Raw genomic sequence first — 24049 nt, forward strand, 5'->3', positions numbered from 1 at the left:
TGAAGTATTTAATGTGCATTATCCTCTTTGCAAGTTTTACTTGCAAAGGGGGCATTTCTGTAGTAAATGGTCTTAGTCACGAACATCAAAATGCACAACTTACCGGAAGTATTAAAGTAAAGAACGAGGGAACTAAGACGGAGCGAGTATCACTTTACCTTCAGGACTTAGTCCCAAATTGCGATGGAAGTGTAGTGTATCAGGAACCTTCCGGACAGCAGTGGATTTTTTTAGACAAAGACTTTATAGAGCTAGGAGCAGGGGAAGAAGTAGAGGTCAAATACTCCTTAGTCCCGTTCAAGGAGAGGGAGACTTCTCAGTGGCAGGTGGTCATGGTTGAGGCAGAGGATCCTATAGCTACAGATCATCAAGGTGGCGTTCAGATCAATTCTAAGGTCAGATATGCCATTCAAATCGTATTACATGCGGGTGCTTATCAAGCACCGGAAGTGGGATTTCATGAGGTCAAATTGAACAGCAAAGAAACCATTTCGGTCACTTTGAAAAATCATGGTTCCTATATGACCTTCGTCAACTTAAAACTTGAAGTGCTTACCGAAGAAGGGAAAATAGTAAAGGTCTTTGAAGGTAACAATAGAAGGATTTATCCAGGATATTGTACCACTTTCACCATTCCTGTCGATGATATTCCTGCAGGCAAATATGCAGGTGTGCTGGTGGCTGATAATGGTAAAGACCTGTACGGATCTCACCTATTACTTGAATTATAGCCATTCCTGCTACTAAAACTTTTTATGACGCTCTTATGGATGTTTTTTTAGGCGCCTTTCTGCCGGAGATAATTATGCAATCTCCGGCAAGCCTTGTAAAACCAGGTGAGAGTTTTACATTAACAGTTCAGGTAAAAGGTACCTCTAAAAATGGTGCACTTCTTCTACCTGAAGGTTGGAAGCAGATAAACTCCTTTTTGATGGAGAATAAGGAGGGATATACTAGATTTTTTACCCTCAGCACAGATGCACAAATTTCTGCAGGAAAATATACGCTACGCTATCAATTATCTGATCTATCAGCAGCTGATTCTTTACAGCTTGAGGTGCAAGCCTTTTCAAAAATTGAGATAGCGCAGATAGATTTGCCGGATATTGCCAGAGAAAACGATTCATTAAGTGTAAGTTATTTCATAGAAAACAAAGGCAATACCCCAGAGGTGATCTTCTACTCTTCTTGTGCAGGTCCGGGAGATAGCCTTCTTCTACTACCGGGACAAAGCCGGATGTTATCCTGGAAAGAGATCGTTCCCTCAGGGGTAGAAAGCTATTTGCATCAAATGGAAGTTTTGCTGGATGGAAAGTACGAAAGATACTACAAGAATATGTCCGTATTCCTATCTAAACCACCGATCCTCAATAAGGAAGATTCTTGGCCTTTAGAAGTAGGACTGAGATGGTTAGGGAGTATTCCGGGAGGATCTAGCTATCAATTTTTTGCAGTAGGATCAGGGAATATGGGAGTTCACAGTTTTGATATTAACCTACGTGGTCCTAACCGACTAAATTTCCCGATGTTCGGATTTTATGATCAATATTATCTGGGATATTCATACAACAAAAGGTGGGGGGCAGAACTGGGGGATTTCAGTCTAAGCTTTTCTCCTTTATTAGAATTAGGAAGATTTGGCAGAGGTGCCCAAATATGGGCCAAAACCGGAGCTTCTCAATTCAAGATATTCTATCATCAGCCAAGATTTTTTTCTAACCAAAAGAACTCTTGGGGTGCTGAATGGGCATGGAGGAAGAATAACACCGCTTTTTCATTTCTATCCTACAATAAGTCTATGGCCTTTAAAGAGGGATGGAATGACGTGAACATAGCTTCAGGGAATATTAATTTTAATTTTAAGTTTATTGAACTTGAGCAGGATGTAGCCGTTTCAAATTCTGTAAGAGGCCTAGGATTAGGTTTGCATTCTAGATTAAGTCTTTCTGTTCAAAAATGGGATCTACACTACCAAGGTATATACTCAGATCAGCATTTTTATGGTTTTTATAACCATTCCAAACTTAGTAATGCCCAATTATCTTATAAGATTTACAAAGGCTACCAAATAGGTGTTCAGCACTATTACTCGCTCCTGAATGCCCAGCCTGATATTCACCAATTCTATATTTCTCCAAAACATCAATACTGGACAGGGTATGTCAGTGCATTTTTAAATTCTAAACAAAACTTATATCTGTACTTCCAACAAGGCGAAAGGAGTGATACCTTGTCCCCTTATCACTATAAAGAAAGATTCCTGGGTCTAAATTATCAGTACAATGGAAGGAAGTTTAGGCTTAGTGCTCTTGGCCGACAAGGCTCTACACTCAATCTATTACTGGATGATCAAAATTATGAAAACCTGAGCGTCTTGAATCTGCAACCTTCTGTACAATTATTCCCCGGTTTTTGGCTGGGGGTTCTTGGTGAATATCAGAACACGAAGCGCTTTACAGATCAAAAAGAAAACCTGTATTTCTGGGGTGGAAGTGTACAGTATTTTCCCAACAGGAAGTGGCAGTTTTATATTAATTACAGAAGCAGCTTGGCACAAGATGAGATTTTTAAACAACAGTCTTTATTGCAAGTATTGGCAAGCACAAATTGGTCTAATCATACTTTCAGTGTACAAGGTGGTAAATCTTATTTCCCTACTCCGGACGGAAAGGGGGTAGAGAGTCTATTTTTCAACCTCTCTTACTCGTATAAGATCGGGATGCCTACCAAAAAGCGCCCACCCATGGGAAGGGTTTCAGGACAGGTACAAGGGAAGGGAGTGCCCGTAAATGGAGTATTGCTGTACTTGGGAGACAGACGATTCATGACAGATGCTAGCGGCAAATTTGATTTTGGAAAAGTTAAAGCAGGAGAGTATGAACTGCTGGTAAAAAGTACACAAACCGGCATTAATCATCCGGAGAAATTAAACGTCAATGTGGCCTCAAAATCAAAAAATAATTATATTATACCCGTATTCAAAGGGGCAGTTATCCGTGGAAAAGTAAGTTATCCGGAGGGTCTACGAAGAGTATGGGTGTATTTAGAACATCAAGGGGAAGTCAGTACTTTACTAACAAAACCAGACGGTAGCTTTAGTTTTTCAGGATTGAAAAAAGGGGATTATACGGTATATCTACAACTTGAAAATTATCAATTGCCAGACCCCGTGACCGTACAATTAGAAGAAGGCGATGAGGTTCAGATACCCTTACAAGTAAAAACCAAACAGAGGACTATTCAATTTCAAAGTTCTCCTTTACAGATCAAAAGATGAGATGGTGGTTGGTCATATTTTCTCTTTTTACGTTGAGTTCATTTGCTCAGACTAATTCAAATAGTCATTCTGTGAGTTTTACTCTGCAGTCTGTGGCAATATTGTCAATAGTAAGTTCCTCCTCCAGTAATATTGAAATGAAATTTCAGGTGCCAAATAATGCAGGTTTAAATATTGTGGCACCAGGGACTAACACTCAAAATTGGCTAAATTTCACTTCCGCTTTGGCTACCGGAAGTAGGATCATCTATGTTAACTCATCTGCAAGCATTCCTTCAAAATATAAGCTTATGTTAGAAGTGACTGGCCCATTTGGGAGTGGAGGAGGTTCTCGTGGAACTTCAAATGGAACAGTAGAAATTGGAAATTTACCTAAAGCTATTATTTCCGGAATAGGTGGGGCTTATACAGGAGTAGGCCCTGGCAATGGATTTCAGCTAAAATACACAGCAAGCATTCAGCAATTTTCAGGATTAATTGCAGGGAATACTGATATACATGTTGTTTACACCTTATCTGACCTATAAAATGAAAATATTACTTGGGCTTTTATTTTTGAGCTTAGGGCTTCAAGCTCAAACTTTGAACATAAGTGGAAATTGGAATATAACCATAGCTAAGCCAACAGTTCCAGGCTCAAATTATCTGAATTCCTACGAAAGTTCAACAAATGCTGTAATATTATCTGGTTCCGATAATTCAATTCTGACTATTGGAGCAAAGTATACATTTTCTGTGTCTATGACAGGAGCTCTTCCTAGTGGGGTGAAATTATATGCGAGACGGACAGCTGATGGGACTATAATATCTTCATTTTTAGGATTAAACGTTGGGAATTACAGTGATGGTTTAAGCTACTTAGAATTGACAAATTTTGTGCAAGCACTGTTTTATATAAACATTACATTAGCAGTAAGTGTAGGAACAACTTTATTCCAAAACATCCCCATCCAATACAAACTGGAAGGACTGTCTGTTACACAGCCCACAGGCACTTATACTGTGACCGTAACTTATACCGTTTCCAAATAAGTAGATTTACTGTTTCGTCCAAACTTCCTTAATGGGGTCACCTTTGGAACTCTTACCGGAATGGATCCACTCCTTATCGTTCACCTCAGCATTAAAATCTAATTCTGCACCTACACGAGAATTATCCCTTGAAAAGAATTCTATTTTCTCTATGTATTTTCCGTCTTTTAAACTGTATTTCCCCCCACCTGTACCAGAGAATTCGCCGCTCTGAATATTGATGGCTAACCATTGAAAATGCCCTTCCACCATCATTTTATAAGTTCTTCTGGCTCCAGGTGTCATTTTAGAAATGTTTCCTTCTGGATTTGCTCTACCGGTTATAACCCACAGTCCGCTTAAGGCATCCTTTCTATCTGGCGACAACCTTTGAAAATTCTTATTATTGAATTCTAAGGATTTCTTTTTGGTCTTTATGTTGTATGTCTGTTCAGTACCCACCAATGAAGGACTTTCAGAATGGAACTCCAATTTTATTTGTATACTACCACCTTTCTGAACTTCATACTTTCCACCCCAGGTCTTATTAAATGAAGTGGGAGTATATTCCGTCACCGATATATACTGCTCAGTAGCTAGAATCTGAGTAGTTACACCATTATCTATAGCGTGCCAGGCGCCGCTGATTCCTTGTGCATATCCAAGTACACAGCTTAAACTCAATAGTAGGGAAAGAAACATTTTCATAAGTATATCTTATTATTTTGGACTAACTTTGTTCATCAAATCATTAGGCATGCCAAAAGTATTATTTATCGATAGAGACGGAACTATCATCATTGAACCACCTGTAGATTTTCAGGTTGACTCCCTCGAGAAATTAGAATTTTTACCTAAAGCTATATCAAATTTAAGAAAGATTTCGGAAGAAAACCAATTTGAACTGGCCATGGTGACCAACCAGGACGGTTTGGGAACTTCCTCATTTCCAGAAGATACTTTTTGGCCTGCACACCTTAAGATGATGCGTACTCTGGAGAACGAAAATGTTCACTTTCATGAGGTTTTTATAGATAAGACCTTTCCTCATGAAAATGCACCCACACGCAAACCGGGTACAGGCTTGTTAGGGAAATACATCAATAATCCAGAATATGATCTGCCCGGTTCTTTTGTACTTGGAGATCGGCTCACGGATGTTCAATTGGCCATCAACCTGGGTGCAAAGGCCATTTTTATAGGTAAATCCCTGCAGGAAGATGTCAGCGATGAGATCAAAAATGCTATAGCTTTAGTGACGGATGATTGGGATGAGATCTATGCCTTCCTAAAAATGCCGGAAAGAACAGCAGAGGTCCGTAGAACTACTAAAGAGACGGATATACACATCAAATTGAACTTGGATGGGCAGGGGAAATCAGATATTCATACGGGAATAGGTTTCTTTGATCATATGTTGGATCAATTGGCTAGACATTCTGGAGCTGACCTTTATATTTCAGTTAATGGAGATTTGCACATTGATGAGCATCATACCATTGAAGATACTGCCTTAGCATTAGGTGAAGCCTATTTGAATGCATTGGGAGATAAAAGAGGAATAAGTAGGTATGGCTTCTTATTGCCAATGGATGAATGTCTTGCTCAAGTGGCTATAGATTTTTCCGGTAGGCCTTGGTTAGTATGGGATGCGGAATTTAAGAGAGAAAAGATAGGAGAGATGCCCACGGAGATGTTTATGCATTTCTTTAAATCCTTCTCAGATACTTCTAAGTGTAATTTGAATATCAAAGTTGAAGGTGAAAACGAACATCACAAGATTGAATCCATCTTCAAGGCATGGGCAAAGGCCATAAAGATGGCAGTCAAAAGAGATATTAAGGAAATAGATAGATTACCAAGTACAAAGGGGGTTTTATAACCCCCTTTTAGTTTTTCACCTTTACATTAGAATGGTTGGCATTGATGATGACCACCTTGTCAGATTCTTTACCTATAAGTGCCTTGTAGACTTGCACGTTCTTCGCCGGAGAAGGAGTTGAAGTCAATTTCTTAGCTTGTACCCCTTGTCCCAAGTACACTTGACCATTGGTAGTAATAACGTTTAATAGCCCATTAAAGTCCGCTAACTGTATATCTGAATAAGTAGTATTGATCTTTAATTGTTTTAGATTCTTGTTCAAGTTGCCTAGCCTCAAATCTGTAGTATACGCCACATCCAGTTCAATCATTTGGTTTAGGTTATTGAAATAGGATTTAGCATATTTAATCTGGCCCTTGATATTTTCTACATCTTGTGCTGTTAACACACCCCTTTCGAATTTAATGTCAGCATCTTTCAGCAACTGTATGTCCACAGTAGAGTTAGCAGAGTTAATACTTGCTCCCACTAACTCGCTGATAACCGCTTTACCAAATTTGATGTTTAATTGAGATTCGGCATTGTTTACCACAGGGACATCAAGCTTCCCATGCTGTAAGCTTATCGTCAAAGGTGCGAAGGATTCCGGTAGACTGATATCCCCAAAGAAATTCTCGATCCTTAATTGCGTATTTTCCGGCATGTATATCAGATAATCTACCGTGCAGTAGCTATTCTTCTTATCTAGGTTCTGAGCGAATTCAGACATGTGGGTTTGTAGAATCAAAACCTTGTTCTTAACTTCTTTTTTGATTTGTATATTGTCCAAGTATTTCTCGGTCAAGGTATTTGATACTGCATTAGCCCTGATATTAACATTTACTTTTACAGAATTCTTGTTCCAATGCACTACTTTCACGTTTCCGAACTTATTAGTAACGTCAATTCTGTCTACATCCTTAGAGTCATATGTGAAGACCAGCGTCTTGGTCTTTTCCACCCAGGTTTTATCTTCCGCAGATAGGCTGAAGACAATCCCCATGCATAGAACGGTAAGCCACTTTTTCATAACATATAGACTTTTTTCTCTGCAATTTGCGTCTGTTGATTCAATAGCTCTATTTGCCATTCTAGATTTTGAATCATTGCAGAGATGATTGTTTCAGTATTCGGGTTAGTCGTTAATTCTGCTTTTAAAGCGTTAAAATCGTTTTGTAGTTCAGTAAGGTCTTTATTAAATGTTTCTCCCAAGTCAGGTTGAGAACTGACCAATTGTTCTAATTTGGACTTCTTTTCCTGGACCTTACTGGCGTACGTAACTAATTTCGCATCGTATTTCTCTAAGTCTCTAATCTCTGATTGGGCCTTGGTCTTACCTAGGTAATAAGCCATTCCCATACAGACCAGTAACAAGGCGGCATACCGCATGATGGGGAACTTCATTCTCCTCGGTAACCGGGTCTGAATCTTCATCCAGGCTCCTGCTGGTACCTCTTCATCGAAGGCCCCCACGTTCTTTTGGATCAATTCTTCCAGTTTCATCTTCTTTTTTTATATAGTTCCACTAATTTTTGTTTCGCTCTTATAAATTGGGATCTCGATGTGACCTCTGAAATCCCCAGTATGTTCCCAATTTCCCGGTGATCATACCCTTCAAACAGGTAAAGGTTTAACACTACTCTATAACCGGAGGGTAACTCTGTGAGTATTACCTTTATTCGCTCAATGGTTTCTTCCGTTTCTTCAAAATCTACATCCTCACCTTCTTCAAAATTCTCTTTTCCGTCAAGATCCTCCCAATGAATTCTCTGATTTCTTAATCGGGCAATGCTCTTATTAACTACGATAGATTTTAACCATGCCCCAAATGTGGATTCTCCTCTGAAATTTTCAATCTTTAAAAAGCCATCCAAAAATGAGTCCTGTAAGACATCTTCCGCTTCCTCTCTGTTACCTACAATTCTTAGCGCTGTATTAAACATTGCCTTGGAATACCTTTGGTACAGCTCATACTGTGCCCTACTGTTGCCATTACGGCACAGTTCCACCAGGCGTGTTGTATCGTCTTTTGTACTAAAGAATCGCAAGCTCTACTAAGGTTTCAATGTAAAGACACGAATTTTGGTGAGAAGTTGCACCTACTTTTAATTTTTTTTCATGTACTTTGTCTAAAACCAACTTTTTATATCGTGCCAAGTTTAGTAGAGCTTATAGGAAACACACCTCTTGTTGAAGTAAAGTCTCCTAATCCAAATGTGAAGATTTTCGGGAAACTGGAAGGGAATAATCCCGGAGGTAGTGTCAAAGACAGAGCGGCATTGAACATGATCCGTTCAGCCATGGAGAGAGGGGAAATCAAAGAAGGCTCTCAATTGATTGAAGCGACAAGCGGAAATACAGGAATAGCACTGGCCATGTTGGCTTCTCAATACCGCCTGCCCATAGAACTGGTGATGCCTGAGAATTCTACTCGGGAAAGGGTAGTTACTATGGAAGCATTTGGGGCAAAAGTGACCCTATTGGATAGTATTGAAGCTTGCAGGGATTATGCCGATGAGAAAGGTAAACAGGAGGGTTATTTTCAATTTAACCAGTTTGCAAACCCGGATAATTACCTAGCTCACTACAAAAGTACAGGGCCTGAAATCTGGAGAGATACTGAAGGGAAGATTACGCATTTCGTAGCTTCCATGGGAACTACCGGTACCATTATGGGTACCTCTATGTACTTGAAGGAGCAAAAGAGTGAGGTGCAGATTGTAGGTTGCCAACCTACCGAAAACTCTTCAATACCGGGAATCAGAAGATGGCCAATAGAATATTTACCAAAGATCTTTGACCCTAAGAGAGTGGATAGGGTGGTAGATGTTTCCCAAGAAGATGCAGAGAATAAAGCGGTGGCTTTAGCCAGGGAAGAGGGCATCTTTGTAGGAGTAAGCTCAGGAGGCCAGGCGCATGTAGCCTACGAATTGGCCAAGGAATTGAACAGTGGATTAATAGTATTTATTTGCTGCGATAGGGGAGATCGTTACCTCAGCAGCGGTTTATTCGGCCTATGAAAAAGTTTCTCGTCTTTTTGATTTTGGGATGTCACTCTTTGAGTGCGCAGAAGGTTATGGAAAACCTGATACAGGAGAACTTTGCTTTTGCAGAAAAGCAATACCTGTACATGATGACTGAAAATCCAACTCCTAATAAGATGCCTCAATCTTATGCAAATGGTAAGTTTGACGCCAGGGATATCAAATGGTGGTGTAGTGGTTTTTACCCGGGTATACTTTGGTACATCTGGGAACAAACTGGGAATTCTGAAATCAAAAAGGAGGCCGAAAGGGCCTTACAAGTCATTCTACCTAATCAGCATTTCACAGATAATCATGATCTAGGTTTTATGGTATATTGTAGCTTTGGGAATGCTTTTAGACTTACGGGAAAGGCAGAATATAAAGAAGCCATCTTCAATGGCTCCGCAGCTTTGGCTAGTAGATACAGACCCTCCATTAAGTCCATTCAATCCTGGAATAAGAACGCCTATTTCGAATGTCCTGTGATCATTGATAATCTCATGAATCTGGAGATGTTGATCTGGACCTCTGATCAGGGAGGTGACCAGAAGTATAAAGACATAGCTATAACCCATGCTAATACGGCATTGAAGGAGCATTTTAGACCTGACTTTAGTTCATATCATGTTATCGATTACGATCTGGCAACGGGTAAGCCACTAAGAAAAACCACTTGGCAGGGAGCTGCTAATACCTCCGCTTGGTCCAGAGGGCAAGCCTGGGCCTTATATGGATATACTATGTTATACCGCATGACGAAGAACCCCGAGTATTTGCAACAAGCACAGGGTATCGCAGGATTTATCTTGGATCATCCCAATCTACCGGAAGATGGCATACCGTATTGGGATTTTGATGCTCCTTATCAGCCCAAGTGTCCTAGGGATGCTTCAGCTGGTGCCATCATAGCCTCAGCACTTCTGGAACTAGGACAATTTAGTCCGGTTAAGGAAAGAAACAAATACGTGGAGGCATCTAAGAAGATGTTAATTAGCTTATCTTCTGAAAAATATAGATCTAAGCCTAATGAAAACGGAGGTTTCATACTACTTCATAGTGTAGGGGCTTTGCCCCTAAATTCTGAAGTGGATGTACCCTTGATCTACGCTGATTACTATTTTCTTGAAGCTTTGAAACGCTACAAAGATTGGTATCTTACAAGTTCGAATAAGCCTTAAGGGCTTGCTGCTCCATATTTTTCTTCAGCGTAGCTACGGCATCACCTAAGATTTTATCATTGGATGGGAAAGCGATAGGCTTCCCTCCAATTCTTTTAAGGCTTACATCTGAAAGAGCTCGCTTATCGCCTTTAAAGGTAGAAGCATAGTTTTCAAAGACTTGTGCCGCAGTAACAGGTTCGGAGTAAATGTTCTTCTTTTTTACTACATCATATAAGATAACCTTCCCTTTTACCTGAGCTTCTTTAAATTGATACAGCTCTACTACTTGAGCACTGACCTCTATTTTCCTTTTGATCTTCTCATTATCTCTTGAAGAAGTTCCTGCACTTTCCTCAATCTCTTTCTTATCTATGTACTCTCTGCTGCTCTCTTTTTCGGGAGAAAGGACAAAATCTTCAAGTACGAAAATTAGTTCATAATCATAGGGTGTGCGCTTGTCCGCAGTGATATCAACCCTTTGCCAGTTTTTTGAAAGTGTAGATGAGGAAAGAGACATAAAGCGCTCTTTTACGGCTTTGCTAACACTGATTTTGGAATCAATCTCTCCTAAGGCCAGGATATACGTAGTGCCTTTCTTCTTCGCCTCATCTCTCAGACTTTGAAGGTGTGAGGTAGCACCTGTAAGATTGATCATTTGCTGGAACTGATCATAGGCCTTTCTGGCTTCCATTTTACCACCTTTTTCAAGGTTTCCTATAGCATTAAAGTATAGTTGATCCGCTACCCTGCTTTTGTATTTCGCTACCTCAGCTTTAACATCAATCAGGGGAATGTCAGTGACAAAACCGTTCTGATCCTGCAAAGGTAGAAGAGGTTTGATGGAGGAATTGATATTATCAGCAGCTTCATAGATGGATAGGATTTGGCTGTCCTTATTCGACTGTAGTTTCAGTTGCTCTACTTTGCGTAGTTGCTCTGCAATATAGTATTGATAGGCATCTCTAAGACCAATGATGTCCTTTTCTGACTTCTTTTTACCTTTTAATTTAGATAAGGCCAGGTTTACTGCATTGCTATAATTTCCTCTATTGAGTTCTTTCTGTACGCTCGCGCAGCCCCAAATGGTAAAAGCAGTGAGGAAGATGATGGTTTTCCACATAGTAGTTTTAGAATTTATCGGGTTGTCGCCTCCATTTTTTCAGGAGGTCTATATCTTCAGCGCTGATGTAGTTCTGTTTTAGGGCTTCGTCAATCAAGTAGGAATAATTACTCAAGGTTACTAGCTTAAGGTTTTTCACTTCGAAGTTTTTATCAGCAGTTTTAAAACCATAAGTAAAGATGGCTGCCATGCCTAAAACTTCTACCCCTTGTGCTTGTAAAGCTTCTGCAGCTTTTATGGAGCTACCTCCAGTAGAGATCAAGTCTTCCAAAACTACCACTTTACTACCTTCAGGTATTCTCCCTTCAATCTGATTTCCCATGCCATGGTCCTTTGGCTTAGGACGAACATAGGCAAATGGCATTTGTAAATAATCTGCCACCAGTGCTCCTTGAGCTATACCCGCTGTGGCTACACCGGCTATCATAGTGGCTTCAGGAAAATGCTTCTTTATAGCTTTAGCCAAAGCTTTTTTGATGAAGGTTCTAGCTTCTGTGTGTGACAAAGTGATGCGGTTGTCACAATAGATAGGAGAATTCCAACCAGAGCTCCATTTAAACGGTTTCTGAGGACTTAACTTAACGGCTTGGGTTTCTAACAAAAAGGAAGCTATTTTCCTTGCGGTGTTCATTCTTCTGAAGGTTTTTTACTCACTAAAATCTTATCCACTCTATTCTTGTCCATGTCCATAATCTCAAAGACAAAATCTTCCCAATAGAATCTTTCTCCTTCTGTAGGGATCTCTTTAAGTATATGTAGGGCGAAGCCTCCCATGGTGTCAAAACCGCTATATTCCTTACGGTTTGGTAATTCTATATCAAATTCAGAAAGGAAATCATCAAAAGGAAGGGCTGCATCTATTAAGAAACTACCGTCTTCTCTTTCTACAATCTCGTATTGGAATTCATTGGTCTCAGAAATATCACCTACCAAAGCATCTAAGATGTCATTCATAGTAACTATACCTACTACTGAACCGTATTCATCTACAATCACTCCGAAGTGAATTCTCTCTTCCTGGAACTTTTCCAGAACTTGATAAGCGTGGTTATTCTCAGCTATGTATAAAGCTGGACGTAAGATAGGCTCCAGGTTTTGAAGCTCATCATCCAAAGACTTCCCCAAGAGATCCTTGATATATAGTAGCCCTCTGATGTCGTTGATCCCATCCTTGCATACCGGGTAGATGGAATGCTTCTTTTCTATGATCTTCTCTCTATTCTCCTCTGGGCTATCATCAAGATCTAGGTAGGAAATATCATTCACACTGGTCATCAGAGAGGTGATCTTGCGGTCTCCTAATTGGAATACATTTTGAACGATTTCATGTTCGATTTCCTCTATAGTGCCACCTGATGCTCCTTCCTGAACCATGGTTTTTATCTCTTCTTCTGTAACGGAATTATCATGTTCTTTCAAACCAATAACCTTAAAGATCAGGTCAGAAGATTTGCTTAAACACCAGATAAAAGGGGAAGCTATCTTTGATAGTATGTTCATAGGACGAACCACTACCGTGGCAATTTCTTCCGGAATGGCCATGCCTATCCTCTTTGGCACTAATTCACCAAAGATTAATGTCAGGAAAGTGACTACCATGGTGATTAAAGCCACCGCTACATTATCTGAATAATTAATAGGCACTCCTATATCGACCAGTAAAGGCGCAATATACCCTTTGAAAGTATCACCGGAGTAAATACCGGTTAGAATACCTATTAAAGTAATGCCTATTTGTACAGTTGATAAGAAACGACCTGGTGAACTGGCTAATTCCAGTGCCTCAGCAGCACTCTTTTTTCCATTTTTAGCAGCTATTTCGAGTTTGGTTTTTCGTGAAGAGACTAAGGCAATCTCAGACATCGAAAATATTCCATTCAGAAGGATCAGGAACAGAATTATAAATATTTCCATTTAGAAAAAGATAAGTACCTACTTACCTAAACTTGATTTAAATGCAAAGTAACAAAAAAAATATTTCATATGAGATTTGGGGGATATAAAATTAATCCCTGTGTAACTTTGCATCATGGTAATTTTTGTCAATAATATCCCTGTCCACATCCTGGACCAGCCTGAGGATTTTGCCTTTACAGAATGGAAATCCGATTTCGAAAAACTTGAGGAGCTAAAAGGTAAACCTATATTTTTTGGAGTTAAATACAAAAGAATCTTACTTCTTATTGAATATCTAACCTCTAAAGCCTTGGACGGTTTGGAGGAAATAGCTTTCGTAGTGAAGGACGTTTCTGATTTTAAACAGTACATCAAAAGTCATGTATCTTTTGTCAAAGCTGCAGGAGGGGTAGTGAAGAACAAAGATGGTAAGATTTTAATGATGAAGAGATTAGGCTTATGGGACCTGCCGAAAGGTAAAGCTGAGAAAGGAGAAAAATCAGAAATCACCGCTCTAAGGGAGGTGGAAGAGGAATGTAATGTGACGGTATTTTCTGATGGGCGACTGGTCACTACCTGGCATACATATATGGCCAAAGGCAGACTACACCTTAAAAGAACCAAATGGTACAGAATGGGTTTAGTTTCTGATTCAAAAATGAAGCCTCAGAAGGAAGAAGGTATAGAGGAGTTAGTGTGGATGACAGATGATGAGGTCATAGAAGCAGAGAAAAATTCTTATAAATCCATTTCTTATGTTTTGGAAGCATATAGAAAAAATTGGAGTGAATAAGTGACCTTTTTGAATTTTAGGCGTCATAAATTTAATACACACTTACTATGATGCCGTTCCCGTTGGCAATTTACACAACTTAGCTACATACTCTATAACGATTACTTTAAGAACTTGGGCGGATGGATATTCGCTCTTTTTTTATATATTTGATCTAAGCAATCAATTTCAAACGTGAAAATAAAAGTTTTAGTGGTAGGCTGTGGAAACATGGGTGTTTCACATGCTCTAGCATACCATAATTTAGATGCATTTAAAATCTGTGGATTAGTTTCTACAGGTAAAAGTAAAGAAGCCTTAAATGATAAATTAGGAGGAGGGTATCCACTCTTCAATGATTATTTTGAAGCTTTAAAGGTGACCCAACCGGATGCGGTTTGTATCTCAACCTATCCGGACACGCATGAGGAATATGCCATTGCTGCCTTAGAGGCCGGGTGTCATGTTTTCTTAGAAAAACCTATTGCAGATACGGTAGAGGGAGCAGAAAGGGTAGCTGCCACAGCCGCTAGGGTAAATAAAAAGCTAGTGGTGGGTTATATTCTGCGTGTTCATCCATCTTGGATCAAATTTATTGAAGTAGCTCAAGGTTTAGGGAAACCACTGGTTATGCGCATGAACCTGAACCAGCAAAGCCATGGGTACATGTGGGATGTTCACCGTAATTTGATGAAGAGCCTAAGTCCGATAGTGGATTGTGGTGTGCATTACATTGACGTGATGTGTCAAATGACTCGGTCGAAGCCGGTATGGGTAAGTGCTATAGGTGCCCGACTTACAGATGATATTCCGGAAGGAAATTATAATTATGGTCAGTTGCAAATTCGCTTCGAAGATGGATCTGTAGGTTGGTACGAAGCCGGATGGGGTCCTATGATGAGTGAAACCGCTTATTTTGTGAAGGATGTAATCGGACCAAAAGGTTGCGTTTCCATTGCAGGTAGAAATGCAGGATCTGAGGGACACTCAGATAATGTGGATGCCCACAGTAAGGCAGAATCCCTTAAGGTTCATTCGGCAAAAATAGATGAGAAAAACGCTTTTGTAGAAGAAGATAGATGGATTGACCTGAGTGACGAGCCGGATCACAATGAGCTTTGCAAGCGTGAACAAGAATATTTCCTTAAAGCTATTCAGAAAGATTTAGATCTAACAGACCACTGGAATGATGCAGTGTATAGTCTAAAGGTAGCATTTGCTTGTGACGAATCTGTTAAGACCGGTGAAGTAGTAAGATTGTAAGAGGTCATTAAGACCTCTTACTTTTATATACTGCTCCTACGCCTAACATCACTAAGGCTATAGAGGCTAGTAGATCTACATATTTTCCTTTTTCTACTGCTGCAGGTTTAAATTCAAAAACTATCTCATGTTTTCCCGCAGGGATTTCCATTCCTCTTAGTAAGTAATTTACTTTTTGATGTGGAGTTTCTTTACCATCTACGTAGCTGATCCAGTCTTGATTACCTCTATAATAGATTTCTGAGAAGACCGCAAAACCATTGCTGGCGTTGTCTGAGGTATATACTAATCGGTTAGGAGCATATTCCGCCAAAGTCAATTTTGCCGTACTATCATTAGAGTATACTTTAGTGACCAAACCTTGATTCTGTTGAGTAACTGCCGTAGTTTTTGGGTTAAAGTTTCCCAGTGTAGCTAATTCCGCATCTGCATCAGGTACTACTTTCAGTGAGTCCACAAACCAAGCGTTTCCTAAAGCATCCGGATTTCTTTGTGCCATAGGGCCATTTGGACCATTTACTATAAGGTATTTGGTGTTTAACATGTCAATTACCGCTTTGTTCAACTGTCCCTCTTCAGTTACAAATTGATGGTCGAAAAGTTCCTGAGTTTTCTTCAACTTTGCTCCATGGTATCCACCTAAAGACTTATGGAAGTAAGAATCTCTGGAGTCAGAAGTGAAGGAAGTAGTGACATTCAAGACTTTGAAGTTAGGATCCGTATCCTTCAAGATCTCTAAGTCAGCCGCAGTAGGAGTGAAGGATTGGGCTTCGTGCTTCTCTGCAGTGAAATCATTGTTATTAAAATACCTTTTACCTACTCCTATTAAATCATAGGCACAAAGTAAGAATATGGCATATAGGAACACTCTTTTTTGAAGTTTGCCTTTGTAAAAAGCCCAAACACTAGCACTTAGCAAGACAAGTAAGACAGCTCCTCTAATGATATCACTCCAAGCCATGTCTTTTCTGTCTGCTTGAAGAGCAAAAGCTAGTTTATTGGCAAAATCCGGGCCTGTGCTTTGGGCTATACTGGATTTGAATTCCGCATCTCTGGGACCTACAAAATCCATACTAAAATAACCTACAAGCATTAAAACGATAAGTATACCAGCTGAATAGGTCACAGGTTTTTTAATTCCTTCCCAGGTGTTTCCACCTTGATCAAGTAGGTATGAAATGGTGTTTGCTGCTCCCCATACTAACAAGAAGTGAACTATCACTAAGGTCATGGTTACTGCCCTAAACTTATTGTATCCCGGAAGGGTATCAAATAGGAAGTTATTAAAGGAGGCAAAATTACTACCCCAGGCTAGAACTATAAAGAAAAGTGTGAGACCTAATTGAACCCATTTAAACTTTCCGGGTAAAAGGAAAAGTCCCAATAAGAATAGGAAGACTATGATAATTCCTGAGTAGGCAGGTCCGCTGGTGATACTTTGGTTGCCGAAGTATAAGGGCAATTGTTGCACAAATTGACCAGCCATATTGGGATCTACACCATTAGAAGTTAGGGTCTTGTATGTTTCAGACTTCGTAGACAAAGCACCCATGGAACCCCCTCCCATGATATTCGGTACAATCAAGGTCAAGGTTTCATCTATGCCATAACTCCAACCAAAGGCATATTCCTTTGTCAGTCCACTATTTCCTACTGTACTGTTCTTTAATTCAGATACTCCTCTGGTAGACTCTTTCGAATATACCATATTGTTCCAAAGGCGCATAGTGTGCATTCCCACTCCGATCAAGACGGCTACTGCTAGGCAACTAACCACCTTCCCTAAACTTTTTTTCTCTCCGGCCTTCCATAATTTTATGATTTCATATAGGAAGTATGCGAAAAGTATAAATATAAAATAGTAGGTAATCTGCAGGTGGTTAGCATAGATTTCCATAGAAAGGAATAGAGCCGTAACAAATGTTCCTAGGCCGTATTTTCCTCTAAATATCAAGGCAAAGCCCCCTAAAATGCCGGGTGCATAAGCTAAAGCTAAGATTTTTGACAGGTGACCCGCTTCAGTATATAGGAGATTATAGGTTCCAAAGGCATATGCCACAGAGGCTATGACGGCTACCCAGATGGATTTTCTAAAGCTCACCATGAATACAAAGAATCCGGCCATCAATAAAAAGATTACACTTACCGGAGCAGGTAAAAAGGCATATATCCAAGAGCCTAACTTACTACTTAAACTGAAAGGGTAGGAACCCCAAATCATATTGGCCGGCATACCTCCAAACACGGAATTCGTCCACCATGTGTACTCTCCGGTTTTTTTGTAGAAATCCATGGCCTCCTTGGCATTTCCCGCACTCATTAGATCATCGTGCATGATCACAGTTTTGCCGCTGAGTACTGGGCTGAAATACAAAAAGGTCAATACAAGGAAGAATAGTATGGCCAGGAAATAAGGTAAATACTTTTTTACGTTCATAGTTGATTTTCCGGTAAATTGGCTCAAAGATAAGTTAAGGAGAAGAATAATTTACCACCCTACACAGATCTGTCCCTTTTTAATGTGTAATTTTCGGTAATTTTCCATTGTATGCTATCCATCATTACCATCACATTTAATGCCGAACCCTATCTGGAAAGGACTATTCAGAGTATATTGGCTCAGACAGATCAAGATTTTGAATACTTGATAATTGATGGGGGATCTAAGGACGGTACACTAGCCTTGGCGAATAAGTATAGAGATAGAGTGAACGTACTCGTATCTGAACCGGATAAAGGGCTATACGATGCCATGAACAAAGGATTACACATGGCTAAGGGGCCGTACGTCTGGTTTATGAATGCCGGAGATCAGATTGCAGAAGCGGAAGCGGTATACAAACTGAAAATGTTGATGTCAGAGGGGGCGGATGTCATCTATTCTGACACCATCATGGTGGACGAACAGGGCCAGAGTTTAGGTCTACGTTCTCAAGTTACACCTCACCGTCTACCGGAGGTGATGCACTGGAGTAAATTTAAGTACGGGATGCTGATCTGTCATCAGTCTTTTGTGGTAAATAAAGCTATCTGTCCAACCTATGACATAGAAAATCTAAGTGCTGACATAGATTGGGAGATCATTTGTCTTAAAAGGGCAGAGAAAATTAGCCTTTATCCGGGCATACTTTCTAAGTATCTTTTAGGTGGAATTTCTCAGAAACAACATAGAAGATCCCTTGCAGATAGATACAAGGTTTTAAGAAAGCATTTTGGATGGCTTCCAAATCTTTGGAATCATGCATTCATACTCTTCAGAGCATTAGGAGATAAAATCAAATAGACTGTCTACGCCCAGCATTTTGGAACGAATAAAACCTTCCCCATATTTAACACCTATCTGGTGACCGTATTCACTTCCTCGGCTGTTGATGAATTCTAAGAATTCCGGAGATGAAATATACGAGTTCGGTTCAGTGGAGGTGGGATCAAAGAACTGGCTTCTAAAGGCCATGATGCTTTGTTTTTTGATCTCCCAAAAATCCGAGACATCCACTACTACGTCTGGGAATAGGAATCTGTCCTGTATATAATGGAAGGCGTTTTTAGGTCGCCAAGGTTCCTGGATCTGGCCGTTTTCGTCTTTGGTCTCAATTCTTCTTAAGCCAGACAAAAAACAGGCTTGAGTGCAGAGATCAGATGCTCTGCCATGATCTGGATGCCTGTCCTCTGGGGCATTCATCAAGACCATCTGAGGTCGATATTTTCGGATTACGCTGATCAAAGCCAACTGGTGTTCTTCATCATTCCTGAAGAAACCGTCCCTAAAACCCATGTTTTCCCGGGCATAAAGATGTAAGACTTTGGCTGCGGCTTGTGCTTCTTGTAAGCGTAAAGGTCCACTACCTCTTGTGCCTAATTCTCCTTGAGTAAGGTCTACGATAACTACTTTCTTACCTTTAGCAGTTTCTTTTGCAATTGTACCTGCACATCCTAGTTCTGCATCATCAGGATGCGCCGCAAAAACAAGTAGGTCTATCATCTTACTCTTAGTCTTAGTCCGGGGTATATCTTTTTATTTAGAGGGATCTTATTCAATTTGGCTAACTGTTGAGCCGTCATATTGAATTTTCTAGCTATGGAATACAAAGTGTCTCCTTTTCTTACGGAATACCATGCTTTTGTCTCCACTTTGACAGGTATTTCTTCTTCAAATTCATCTAGATCTGAAGTCTCATCTAGGGCTTCCCCTGTAGGTACTGAACCATTTCTGTATCCTGCAGGAACGGAGGGTTTTCCTCTTAGGTAATCATATAATCTGGACGAGACGGTAAATTCTTGAGTCCTGATCTTGATCTCGTTATTGGTATAGTCGTATATGTTCTCTGAGTCAAACTGATTCCCCTCATATCTGGTTTCGTAATGAAGGTGAGGGCCTGAACTCCTACCTGTACTACCACCTAACCCTATCACATCTCCCGCTTTAACTAGGGTGTTTGGCTCGTAGGTGATTTTTGATAAGTGTCCGTATAAGGTTTCCAATCCATTGTAATGGCGTACCATAACGGTTCTTCCGTAGCCATTGTACCAGCCAGCTATCCTTACTATACCATCAAATGCAGCATATACTTTATCACCCGTATCAAGTGCTAAATCTGTTCCTTTATGCCATCTTCTATTTCTCCATCCAAAGTGTGAGCTCAATCTGAACTTATCCAGCATCTTAGCCCAGTTTCTACCTTCTTTTTCATTGAATAAGGTAATATTCACTACTTCACTGAAGTCCTTTGGACTGATTCCGTAGGGATTTAAACTTTTTGTATCCCAAACGGAGTAGTAGCTGGCAATGTTCACCATAGATTCACTTCCTCCGAACTGTGCATCTTCTTCAATTTCCACTATAAGTAGTTCCCCTTCATCAATAGAAGAAGTATCTTCATGTACCGTAGTAGATAGATCTCTTAAAGGTTCAATTTTGATTCCTTCCTTGTAGTTTCCTGCCGGAGCGGGGGTTGCAGCTTTATTGGTATTTGAACCCTCGTATTGGTTAGAGAAACGAAGCTTTGGCTCATCTTCAAAAATGAAGTCGAACTCATCTTTCTTAGGCGTTTCTTTTTTGGTGTTCTTCGTGTTTTGAGGAATCTTCGGAGCGTTAACTATCTTACCTTTTTCCTTCTTTTGTGCAAGGGCCGGTAGGGCCAAGAGGACGAAAACGAAGAATAAATATTTTTTAAAATTCATGATCAGGTTCTTTCTATTTTAACCTGACAATTCCCTGGATTATTGTCAGATTGTCAAAAAAATAATTCCATCAGCTTCTCCATCTTTTTCATTGATGTATCAAAGCTATAATGCGCTAAAACTTTTTCCTGCGCCTTTTTTCCCATTGCTGCCAAATTTTCCGGAGTACAGTTGTCTATTGCATTCGCCATGGCTTCCACTTGTAGGTATTCTATTCTCACCCCGGCATCTTCTTCCACAAACTCATCTCCTCCGCCCGTATTTTTGAATGTAAATATTGGTTTTTTACAAAGGGCCGCTTCCAGCATTACCAGTGGGAAAGGATCTTCCCTACTGCTTAATAAAAACACATCCATAGCATTAATAAGTTCAACGGCCCTTGGGGTTGGGGTGATCCATTTTACTTTATGTGCTATGTTAAGCTTCTTTGCGTCATAGGCTAATTGTCCCATTAAGGGATCATTTTCACTTATTCCTATCCACGCAAACTTTATATTCTCGTTTCTAACTTTAGATGCAATCTGTAAAAAGATGTCTGGAGCCTTCCTCCAATCCGCGTTGCCACAGGCACATACCCACGTGAACTGAGGATCCAGGTCAAAGCTCTTTAGTACTTCTTCCCTTTTGCCTTGGCTATGAATCTCTAGGATTTTTTCGTTCTGTACAAAGGAATGGATGATCTCTACCTTATCTGATTTTCTTGTTGACAGAAGATTCTCAGCTACTGCTCTTGAACAAGCTACTACCTTATCTGAATATTCAAAGAGGATCTCTTCGGCATTAGGGACGCCATACTGTGCAATGGAATAAGACAACTCGTGAATATGGCTGATCACCGGCACATTCCAAAATTTCTTCAATTCAGGAATAACATGCACACTGGCTATGGTATTGATGTAAATTAAGTCTACCTTCTCTTTCTTCTTTATTTCATCCAATACGGGAGTATGAAACATACGTTCCCAGCGGCGTATAGGTTTCTCCTGCAGAGAATAGGTTTTGAATTTACTTTCTAATTCCCCTTTGAAACTTCCCCACTCATGCACCAGAAGTAAGGTTACACCATAACCTTTATCCTGTAAAAAGGACATCATGTTGTATAAGAAAATTTGCGCGCCTGCTCGGTTTGCATCGTGACTCACAAACAAGATGTTCTTCTTCATAGCTGAGCGTTTATGATCTCGGCAATTTTATTCACTATTCCATGATCCAGATCCGGATATAAGGGCAAAGAGATTACTCGGGGAGAAACGCTTTCACTTACCGGACAATAGTACGTTTCAGGTACATATTGCAAGGTATTAAGTGTAGGATAGAAATACCTCCTTGGATAGATATTCTCTGCCTGTAAAGCTTTAATGACCCTTAAGGTAGTATCCTCATCCTCTAATACGATGGGGTAATAAGCATAATTATACTTAAGGTCAGTAGCTACTTCTGTAGGCTTATATAATTTGTTCCAATTCAAGGTCTGATCATATATGCCAAATATAGCTTTTCTGCCGGCAATAATACTATCCAAATGACCTAGGTTAACCAAACCCATGGCCGCGTGAAATTCGGAGTTTTTGCCATTTACGCCGGCTAAATAATAGTCGTCTTGTACGTGCCCGAAACTCCGCATCAACTTCACACGCTCAAAAAGTTCCTTGTCGTGACAAACCACACATCCCCCCTCTACAGTATGAAAAACTTTGGTGGCATGGAAACTACAGGTGGACATGTCTCCGTAAGAAAGCAGAGGTTTCCCTTTGTATTCCACTCCAAAGGCGTGAGCCGCATCATATATTATTTTGATGCCGTACTTTTTGCCAATACTTTCTAACTTCTCCACGTCACATGGGTTACCGTAAACGTGTGTAGCCAGAATAGCTGAGGTCTTATCTGTAATGGCCGCTTCCACTAAGTCTGCATTGATATTAAGATCATCTTCTCTGATGTCTACAAATACAGGTTTCAGGTTCTCCCAAAGAATGGAGGTAGTGGTAGCACAATAGGAAAACGGTGTAGTAATGATCTCTCCGCTCAAATTCAAGGCTTTTATGGCGAGTTGAATGGCTATGGTACCGTTACTGGTGATAGCAAAGTACGGAAGATCTAATTTCTTTTGAAGTGTGGTTTCCAGTTCTACCAAGAGTGGGCCGTTATTGGTCAACCACTCGGATTGCCAAACCCTTTCGAGCATTTTCTCGTACTCCTCTTTCGGCGGTAAAAAGGACTTGGTTACGTTTATTCTGTTCATGCTAATTCATTTTGCCAAGATTGAACCTGAATCATCTTCGGTCTAACGGCACCAGGCCATTTTCCTACCCACTCGGTTCCTTCTCTATAATCAATGATGTCAAAGGCCAATGCATCTTCAAAGAAATACACCGGTGCAAGTCTATCTCTAACTATCATTATGGACATATAGTAAGATCCGTCATTCAGGAAATCTCCAGGTATGTTACAAACGGATTTTACAGTGCCTTTTTGATAAAATTGAGCTTCATCTCCTATGTTGAACACACATTCTCCTGTCATACTGTACAGGAATATACTTACATTTAGCTCTGCCTGATCTACAAAATTCCAGTACTCTAATTCCAAACGAAGGGGAGTAGTGGTATCCAGATTCGGGCGGGTATGACTTTCATGTGGAACTAGTTTGATGGACTTGATCCGTACAAGATCATTGCCCGGCGCATCATTTGGACTCTCCCATGCTTGGGCCAAATTGAATTTGGATACGTTCTTGACGTATTCAGTTATCACATCATCTATCTGCCCAAATTTGATCAATTCCCCACCTCTTAAGTAGGCACCTTTATTACATAGTCCTTGAACGGCCGTTAAGTTATGGGAAACAAATAGCAGCGTTCTACCACTATTAGACACATCTCGCATCTTCCCGATACTCTTTTTCTGGAAATCTGCGTCACCTACAGCCAATACTTCATCAACTACTAGGATTTCCGGTTCCAAGTGAGCTGCAATGGCAAATCCCAGCCTCACGTACATTCCGGATGAATATCTCTTAACAGGAGTATCAATGAATTTCTCTATACCTGCAAAGTCAACGATGGCATCAAAATGTTTGACAATTTCTGCCTTACGCATGCCTAAGATGGCTCCGTTCAAAAAGATATTTTCTCTGCCCGTCAGTTCAGGGTGAAATCCGGTACCTACTTCTAATAAGCTAGCCATCCTACCATGTATCTTTACGGAGCCTGTAGTAGGAGCGGTGATTTGACTTAATATCTTTAACAAAGTAGACTTTCCTGCTCCGTTAGCTCCCACTAAACCGAGTCTATCTCCTTGTTTTACTTCAAAGTTGATGTCCTTCAATGCCCAGAAGTCAGTCTTCTCATCCTTAGGTCCTGAAGGTCGTAATATCTTCTGAGACCATCCTGTAATGGTGTCACGAAGGTCATCGTTCGACTTACCCTTGCTGTTTAAGACGTACTTTTTGGAAATATTTTCAATGCTAAGAACAGTCATGC

23 protein-coding genes are annotated in these 24049 nt (G+C 40.2%); 10 read left to right on the forward strand and 13 right to left on the reverse strand.

Going from position 1 to position 24049, the window contains the following annotated elements; genetic code table 11:
- Positions 1 to 11 precede the first annotated feature (11 nt).
- From LBYS_RS00160 to LBYS_RS18050, 4 genes are all read left to right on the forward strand, one after another.
- Complete coding sequence (locus tag LBYS_RS00160; RefSeq protein WP_013406884.1) at positions 12 to 731, forward strand: COG1470 family protein; 720 nt, start codon at positions 12 to 14, stop codon at positions 729 to 731.
- Between the two features lie 35 nt (positions 732 to 766).
- Positions 767 to 3277 (forward strand): carboxypeptidase-like regulatory domain-containing protein, encoded by a 2511-nt coding sequence (locus LBYS_RS00165; RefSeq protein ID WP_013406885.1) that lies wholly within the window; start codon positions 767 to 769, stop codon positions 3275 to 3277.
- Positions 3278 to 3369: 92 nt separating this feature from the next.
- Positions 3370 to 3804, forward strand: a complete 435-nt coding sequence (locus tag LBYS_RS00170) for a hypothetical protein (RefSeq protein WP_148225727.1) — start codon at positions 3370 to 3372, stop codon at positions 3802 to 3804.
- Between the two features lies 1 nt (position 3805).
- Positions 3806 to 4309, forward strand: a complete 504-nt coding sequence (locus LBYS_RS18050; RefSeq protein WP_049781276.1) for a hypothetical protein — start codon at positions 3806 to 3808, stop codon at positions 4307 to 4309.
- Positions 4310 to 4315: 6 nt separating this feature from the next.
- Here LBYS_RS18050 and LBYS_RS00180 read toward each other — a convergent pair whose 3' ends face one another.
- The gene (locus LBYS_RS00180) at positions 4316 to 4996 is read right to left on the reverse strand and encodes a DUF4488 domain-containing protein (RefSeq protein ID WP_013406888.1); all 681 of its coding nucleotides are present in this window, start codon (positions 4994 to 4996) and stop codon (positions 4316 to 4318) included.
- A gap of 49 nt (positions 4997 to 5045) precedes the next feature.
- On the opposite strand from LBYS_RS00180, the gene hisB reads away from it, so the two are divergent.
- The gene (gene hisB / locus LBYS_RS00185) at positions 5046 to 6170 is read left to right on the forward strand and encodes a bifunctional histidinol-phosphatase/imidazoleglycerol-phosphate dehydratase HisB (RefSeq protein ID WP_013406889.1); all 1125 of its coding nucleotides are present in this window, start codon (positions 5046 to 5048) and stop codon (positions 6168 to 6170) included.
- Between the two features lie 7 nt (positions 6171 to 6177).
- Here hisB and LBYS_RS00190 read toward each other — a convergent pair whose 3' ends face one another.
- Genes LBYS_RS00190 through LBYS_RS00200 form a run of 3 tightly spaced genes read right to left on the reverse strand, consistent with a single transcriptional unit; the run spans position 6178 to position 8197 of the window.
- On the reverse strand, positions 6178 to 7179 hold the full coding sequence (locus tag LBYS_RS00190) for a hypothetical protein (protein WP_013406890.1): 1002 nt from the start codon (positions 7177 to 7179) through the stop codon (positions 6178 to 6180).
- On the reverse strand, positions 7176 to 7652 hold the full coding sequence (locus LBYS_RS18055) for a hypothetical protein (protein ID WP_013406891.1): 477 nt from the start codon (positions 7650 to 7652) through the stop codon (positions 7176 to 7178). The genes LBYS_RS00190 and LBYS_RS18055 overlap by 4 nt, the downstream gene beginning before the upstream one ends.
- Positions 7649 to 8197 carry an RNA polymerase sigma factor gene (locus LBYS_RS00200; RefSeq protein ID WP_013406892.1) on the reverse strand — a complete coding sequence of 183 codons (549 nt, stop codon included), beginning with the start codon at positions 8195 to 8197 and terminating at the stop codon, positions 7649 to 7651. Before LBYS_RS00200 ends, LBYS_RS18055 begins: the two co-directional genes overlap by 4 nt.
- A 102-nt stretch (positions 8198 to 8299) precedes the next feature.
- Between LBYS_RS00200 and cysM the strand changes: the two genes are divergently transcribed.
- Both cysM and LBYS_RS00210 read left to right on the forward strand, forming a co-directional pair.
- Positions 8300 to 9169, forward strand: coding sequence for a cysteine synthase CysM (gene cysM, locus LBYS_RS00205; protein ID WP_013406893.1), 870 nt, complete (start codon positions 8300 to 8302; stop codon positions 9167 to 9169).
- Positions 9166 to 10353 (forward strand): AGE family epimerase/isomerase, encoded by a 1188-nt coding sequence (locus LBYS_RS00210; RefSeq protein ID WP_013406894.1) that lies wholly within the window; start codon positions 9166 to 9168, stop codon positions 10351 to 10353. The genes cysM and LBYS_RS00210 overlap by 4 nt, the downstream gene beginning before the upstream one ends.
- On the opposite strand, the gene LBYS_RS00215 is transcribed toward LBYS_RS00210, so the two are convergent.
- Genes LBYS_RS00215 through LBYS_RS00225 form a run of 3 tightly spaced genes read right to left on the reverse strand, consistent with a single transcriptional unit; the run spans position 10331 to position 13369 of the window.
- Positions 10331 to 11455 carry a hypothetical protein gene (locus LBYS_RS00215; RefSeq protein WP_013406895.1) on the reverse strand — a complete coding sequence of 375 codons (1125 nt, stop codon included), beginning with the start codon at positions 11453 to 11455 and terminating at the stop codon, positions 10331 to 10333. The genes LBYS_RS00210 and LBYS_RS00215 overlap by 23 nt on opposite strands.
- Before the next feature lie 7 nt (positions 11456 to 11462).
- Positions 11463 to 12086: an orotate phosphoribosyltransferase gene (gene pyrE / locus LBYS_RS00220; protein ID WP_013406896.1), complete on the reverse strand. Its 624-nt coding sequence runs from the start codon at positions 12084 to 12086 to the stop codon at positions 11463 to 11465.
- The gene (locus tag LBYS_RS00225) at positions 12083 to 13369 is read right to left on the reverse strand and encodes a hemolysin family protein (protein ID WP_013406897.1); all 1287 of its coding nucleotides are present in this window, start codon (positions 13367 to 13369) and stop codon (positions 12083 to 12085) included. The genes pyrE and LBYS_RS00225 overlap by 4 nt, the downstream gene beginning before the upstream one ends.
- Positions 13370 to 13484: 115 nt before the next feature.
- Between LBYS_RS00225 and LBYS_RS00230 the strand changes: the two genes are divergently transcribed.
- Positions 13485 to 14144, forward strand: a complete 660-nt coding sequence (locus LBYS_RS00230) for an NUDIX hydrolase (RefSeq protein WP_013406898.1) — start codon at positions 13485 to 13487, stop codon at positions 14142 to 14144.
- 174 nt (positions 14145 to 14318) lie between these two features.
- Entirely contained in the window at positions 14319 to 15386 is a 1068-nt protein-coding gene (locus LBYS_RS00235) for a Gfo/Idh/MocA family protein (protein WP_013406899.1), read from the forward strand.
- 7 nt (positions 15387 to 15393) lie between these two features.
- On the opposite strand, the gene LBYS_RS00240 is transcribed toward LBYS_RS00235, so the two are convergent.
- On the reverse strand, positions 15394 to 17823 hold the full coding sequence (locus LBYS_RS00240; protein ID WP_013406900.1) for a YfhO family protein: 2430 nt from the start codon (positions 17821 to 17823) through the stop codon (positions 15394 to 15396).
- Positions 17824 to 17934: 111 nt separating this feature from the next.
- On the opposite strand from LBYS_RS00240, the gene LBYS_RS00245 reads away from it, so the two are divergent.
- Positions 17935 to 18669, forward strand: a complete 735-nt coding sequence (locus LBYS_RS00245) for a glycosyltransferase family 2 protein (protein ID WP_013406901.1) — start codon at positions 17935 to 17937, stop codon at positions 18667 to 18669.
- On the opposite strand, the gene bshB1 is transcribed toward LBYS_RS00245, so the two are convergent.
- Genes bshB1 through LBYS_RS00270 form a run of 5 tightly spaced genes read right to left on the reverse strand, consistent with a single transcriptional unit; the run spans position 18649 to position 24047 of the window.
- A complete protein-coding gene (gene bshB1 / locus LBYS_RS00250; RefSeq protein ID WP_013406902.1) occupies positions 18649 to 19368 on the reverse strand; it encodes a bacillithiol biosynthesis deacetylase BshB1 in 720 nt (239 codons plus the stop codon). The two genes, LBYS_RS00245 and bshB1, sit on opposite strands and share 21 nt — an antisense overlap.
- Complete coding sequence (locus tag LBYS_RS00255) at positions 19365 to 20567, reverse strand: M23 family metallopeptidase (RefSeq protein WP_013406903.1); 1203 nt, start codon at positions 20565 to 20567, stop codon at positions 19365 to 19367. Before LBYS_RS00255 ends, bshB1 begins: the two co-directional genes overlap by 4 nt.
- A gap of 53 nt (positions 20568 to 20620) precedes the next feature.
- Positions 20621 to 21730, reverse strand: a complete 1110-nt coding sequence (locus LBYS_RS00260) for a glycosyltransferase family 4 protein (RefSeq protein ID WP_013406904.1) — start codon at positions 21728 to 21730, stop codon at positions 20621 to 20623.
- Positions 21727 to 22809 (reverse strand): DegT/DnrJ/EryC1/StrS family aminotransferase, encoded by a 1083-nt coding sequence (locus LBYS_RS00265; RefSeq protein WP_013406905.1) that lies wholly within the window; start codon positions 22807 to 22809, stop codon positions 21727 to 21729. The genes LBYS_RS00260 and LBYS_RS00265 overlap by 4 nt, the downstream gene beginning before the upstream one ends.
- Positions 22806 to 24047 (reverse strand): ABC transporter ATP-binding protein, encoded by a 1242-nt coding sequence (locus LBYS_RS00270; RefSeq protein ID WP_013406906.1) that lies wholly within the window; start codon positions 24045 to 24047, stop codon positions 22806 to 22808. The genes LBYS_RS00265 and LBYS_RS00270 overlap by 4 nt, the downstream gene beginning before the upstream one ends.
- Between the last annotated feature and the right edge of the window lie 2 nt (positions 24048 to 24049).

Origin of the sequence: Leadbetterella byssophila DSM 17132 (assembly GCF_000166395.1) — a bacterium.
In the GTDB taxonomy this organism is placed as follows: domain Bacteria; phylum Bacteroidota; class Bacteroidia; order Cytophagales; family Spirosomataceae; genus Leadbetterella; species Leadbetterella byssophila.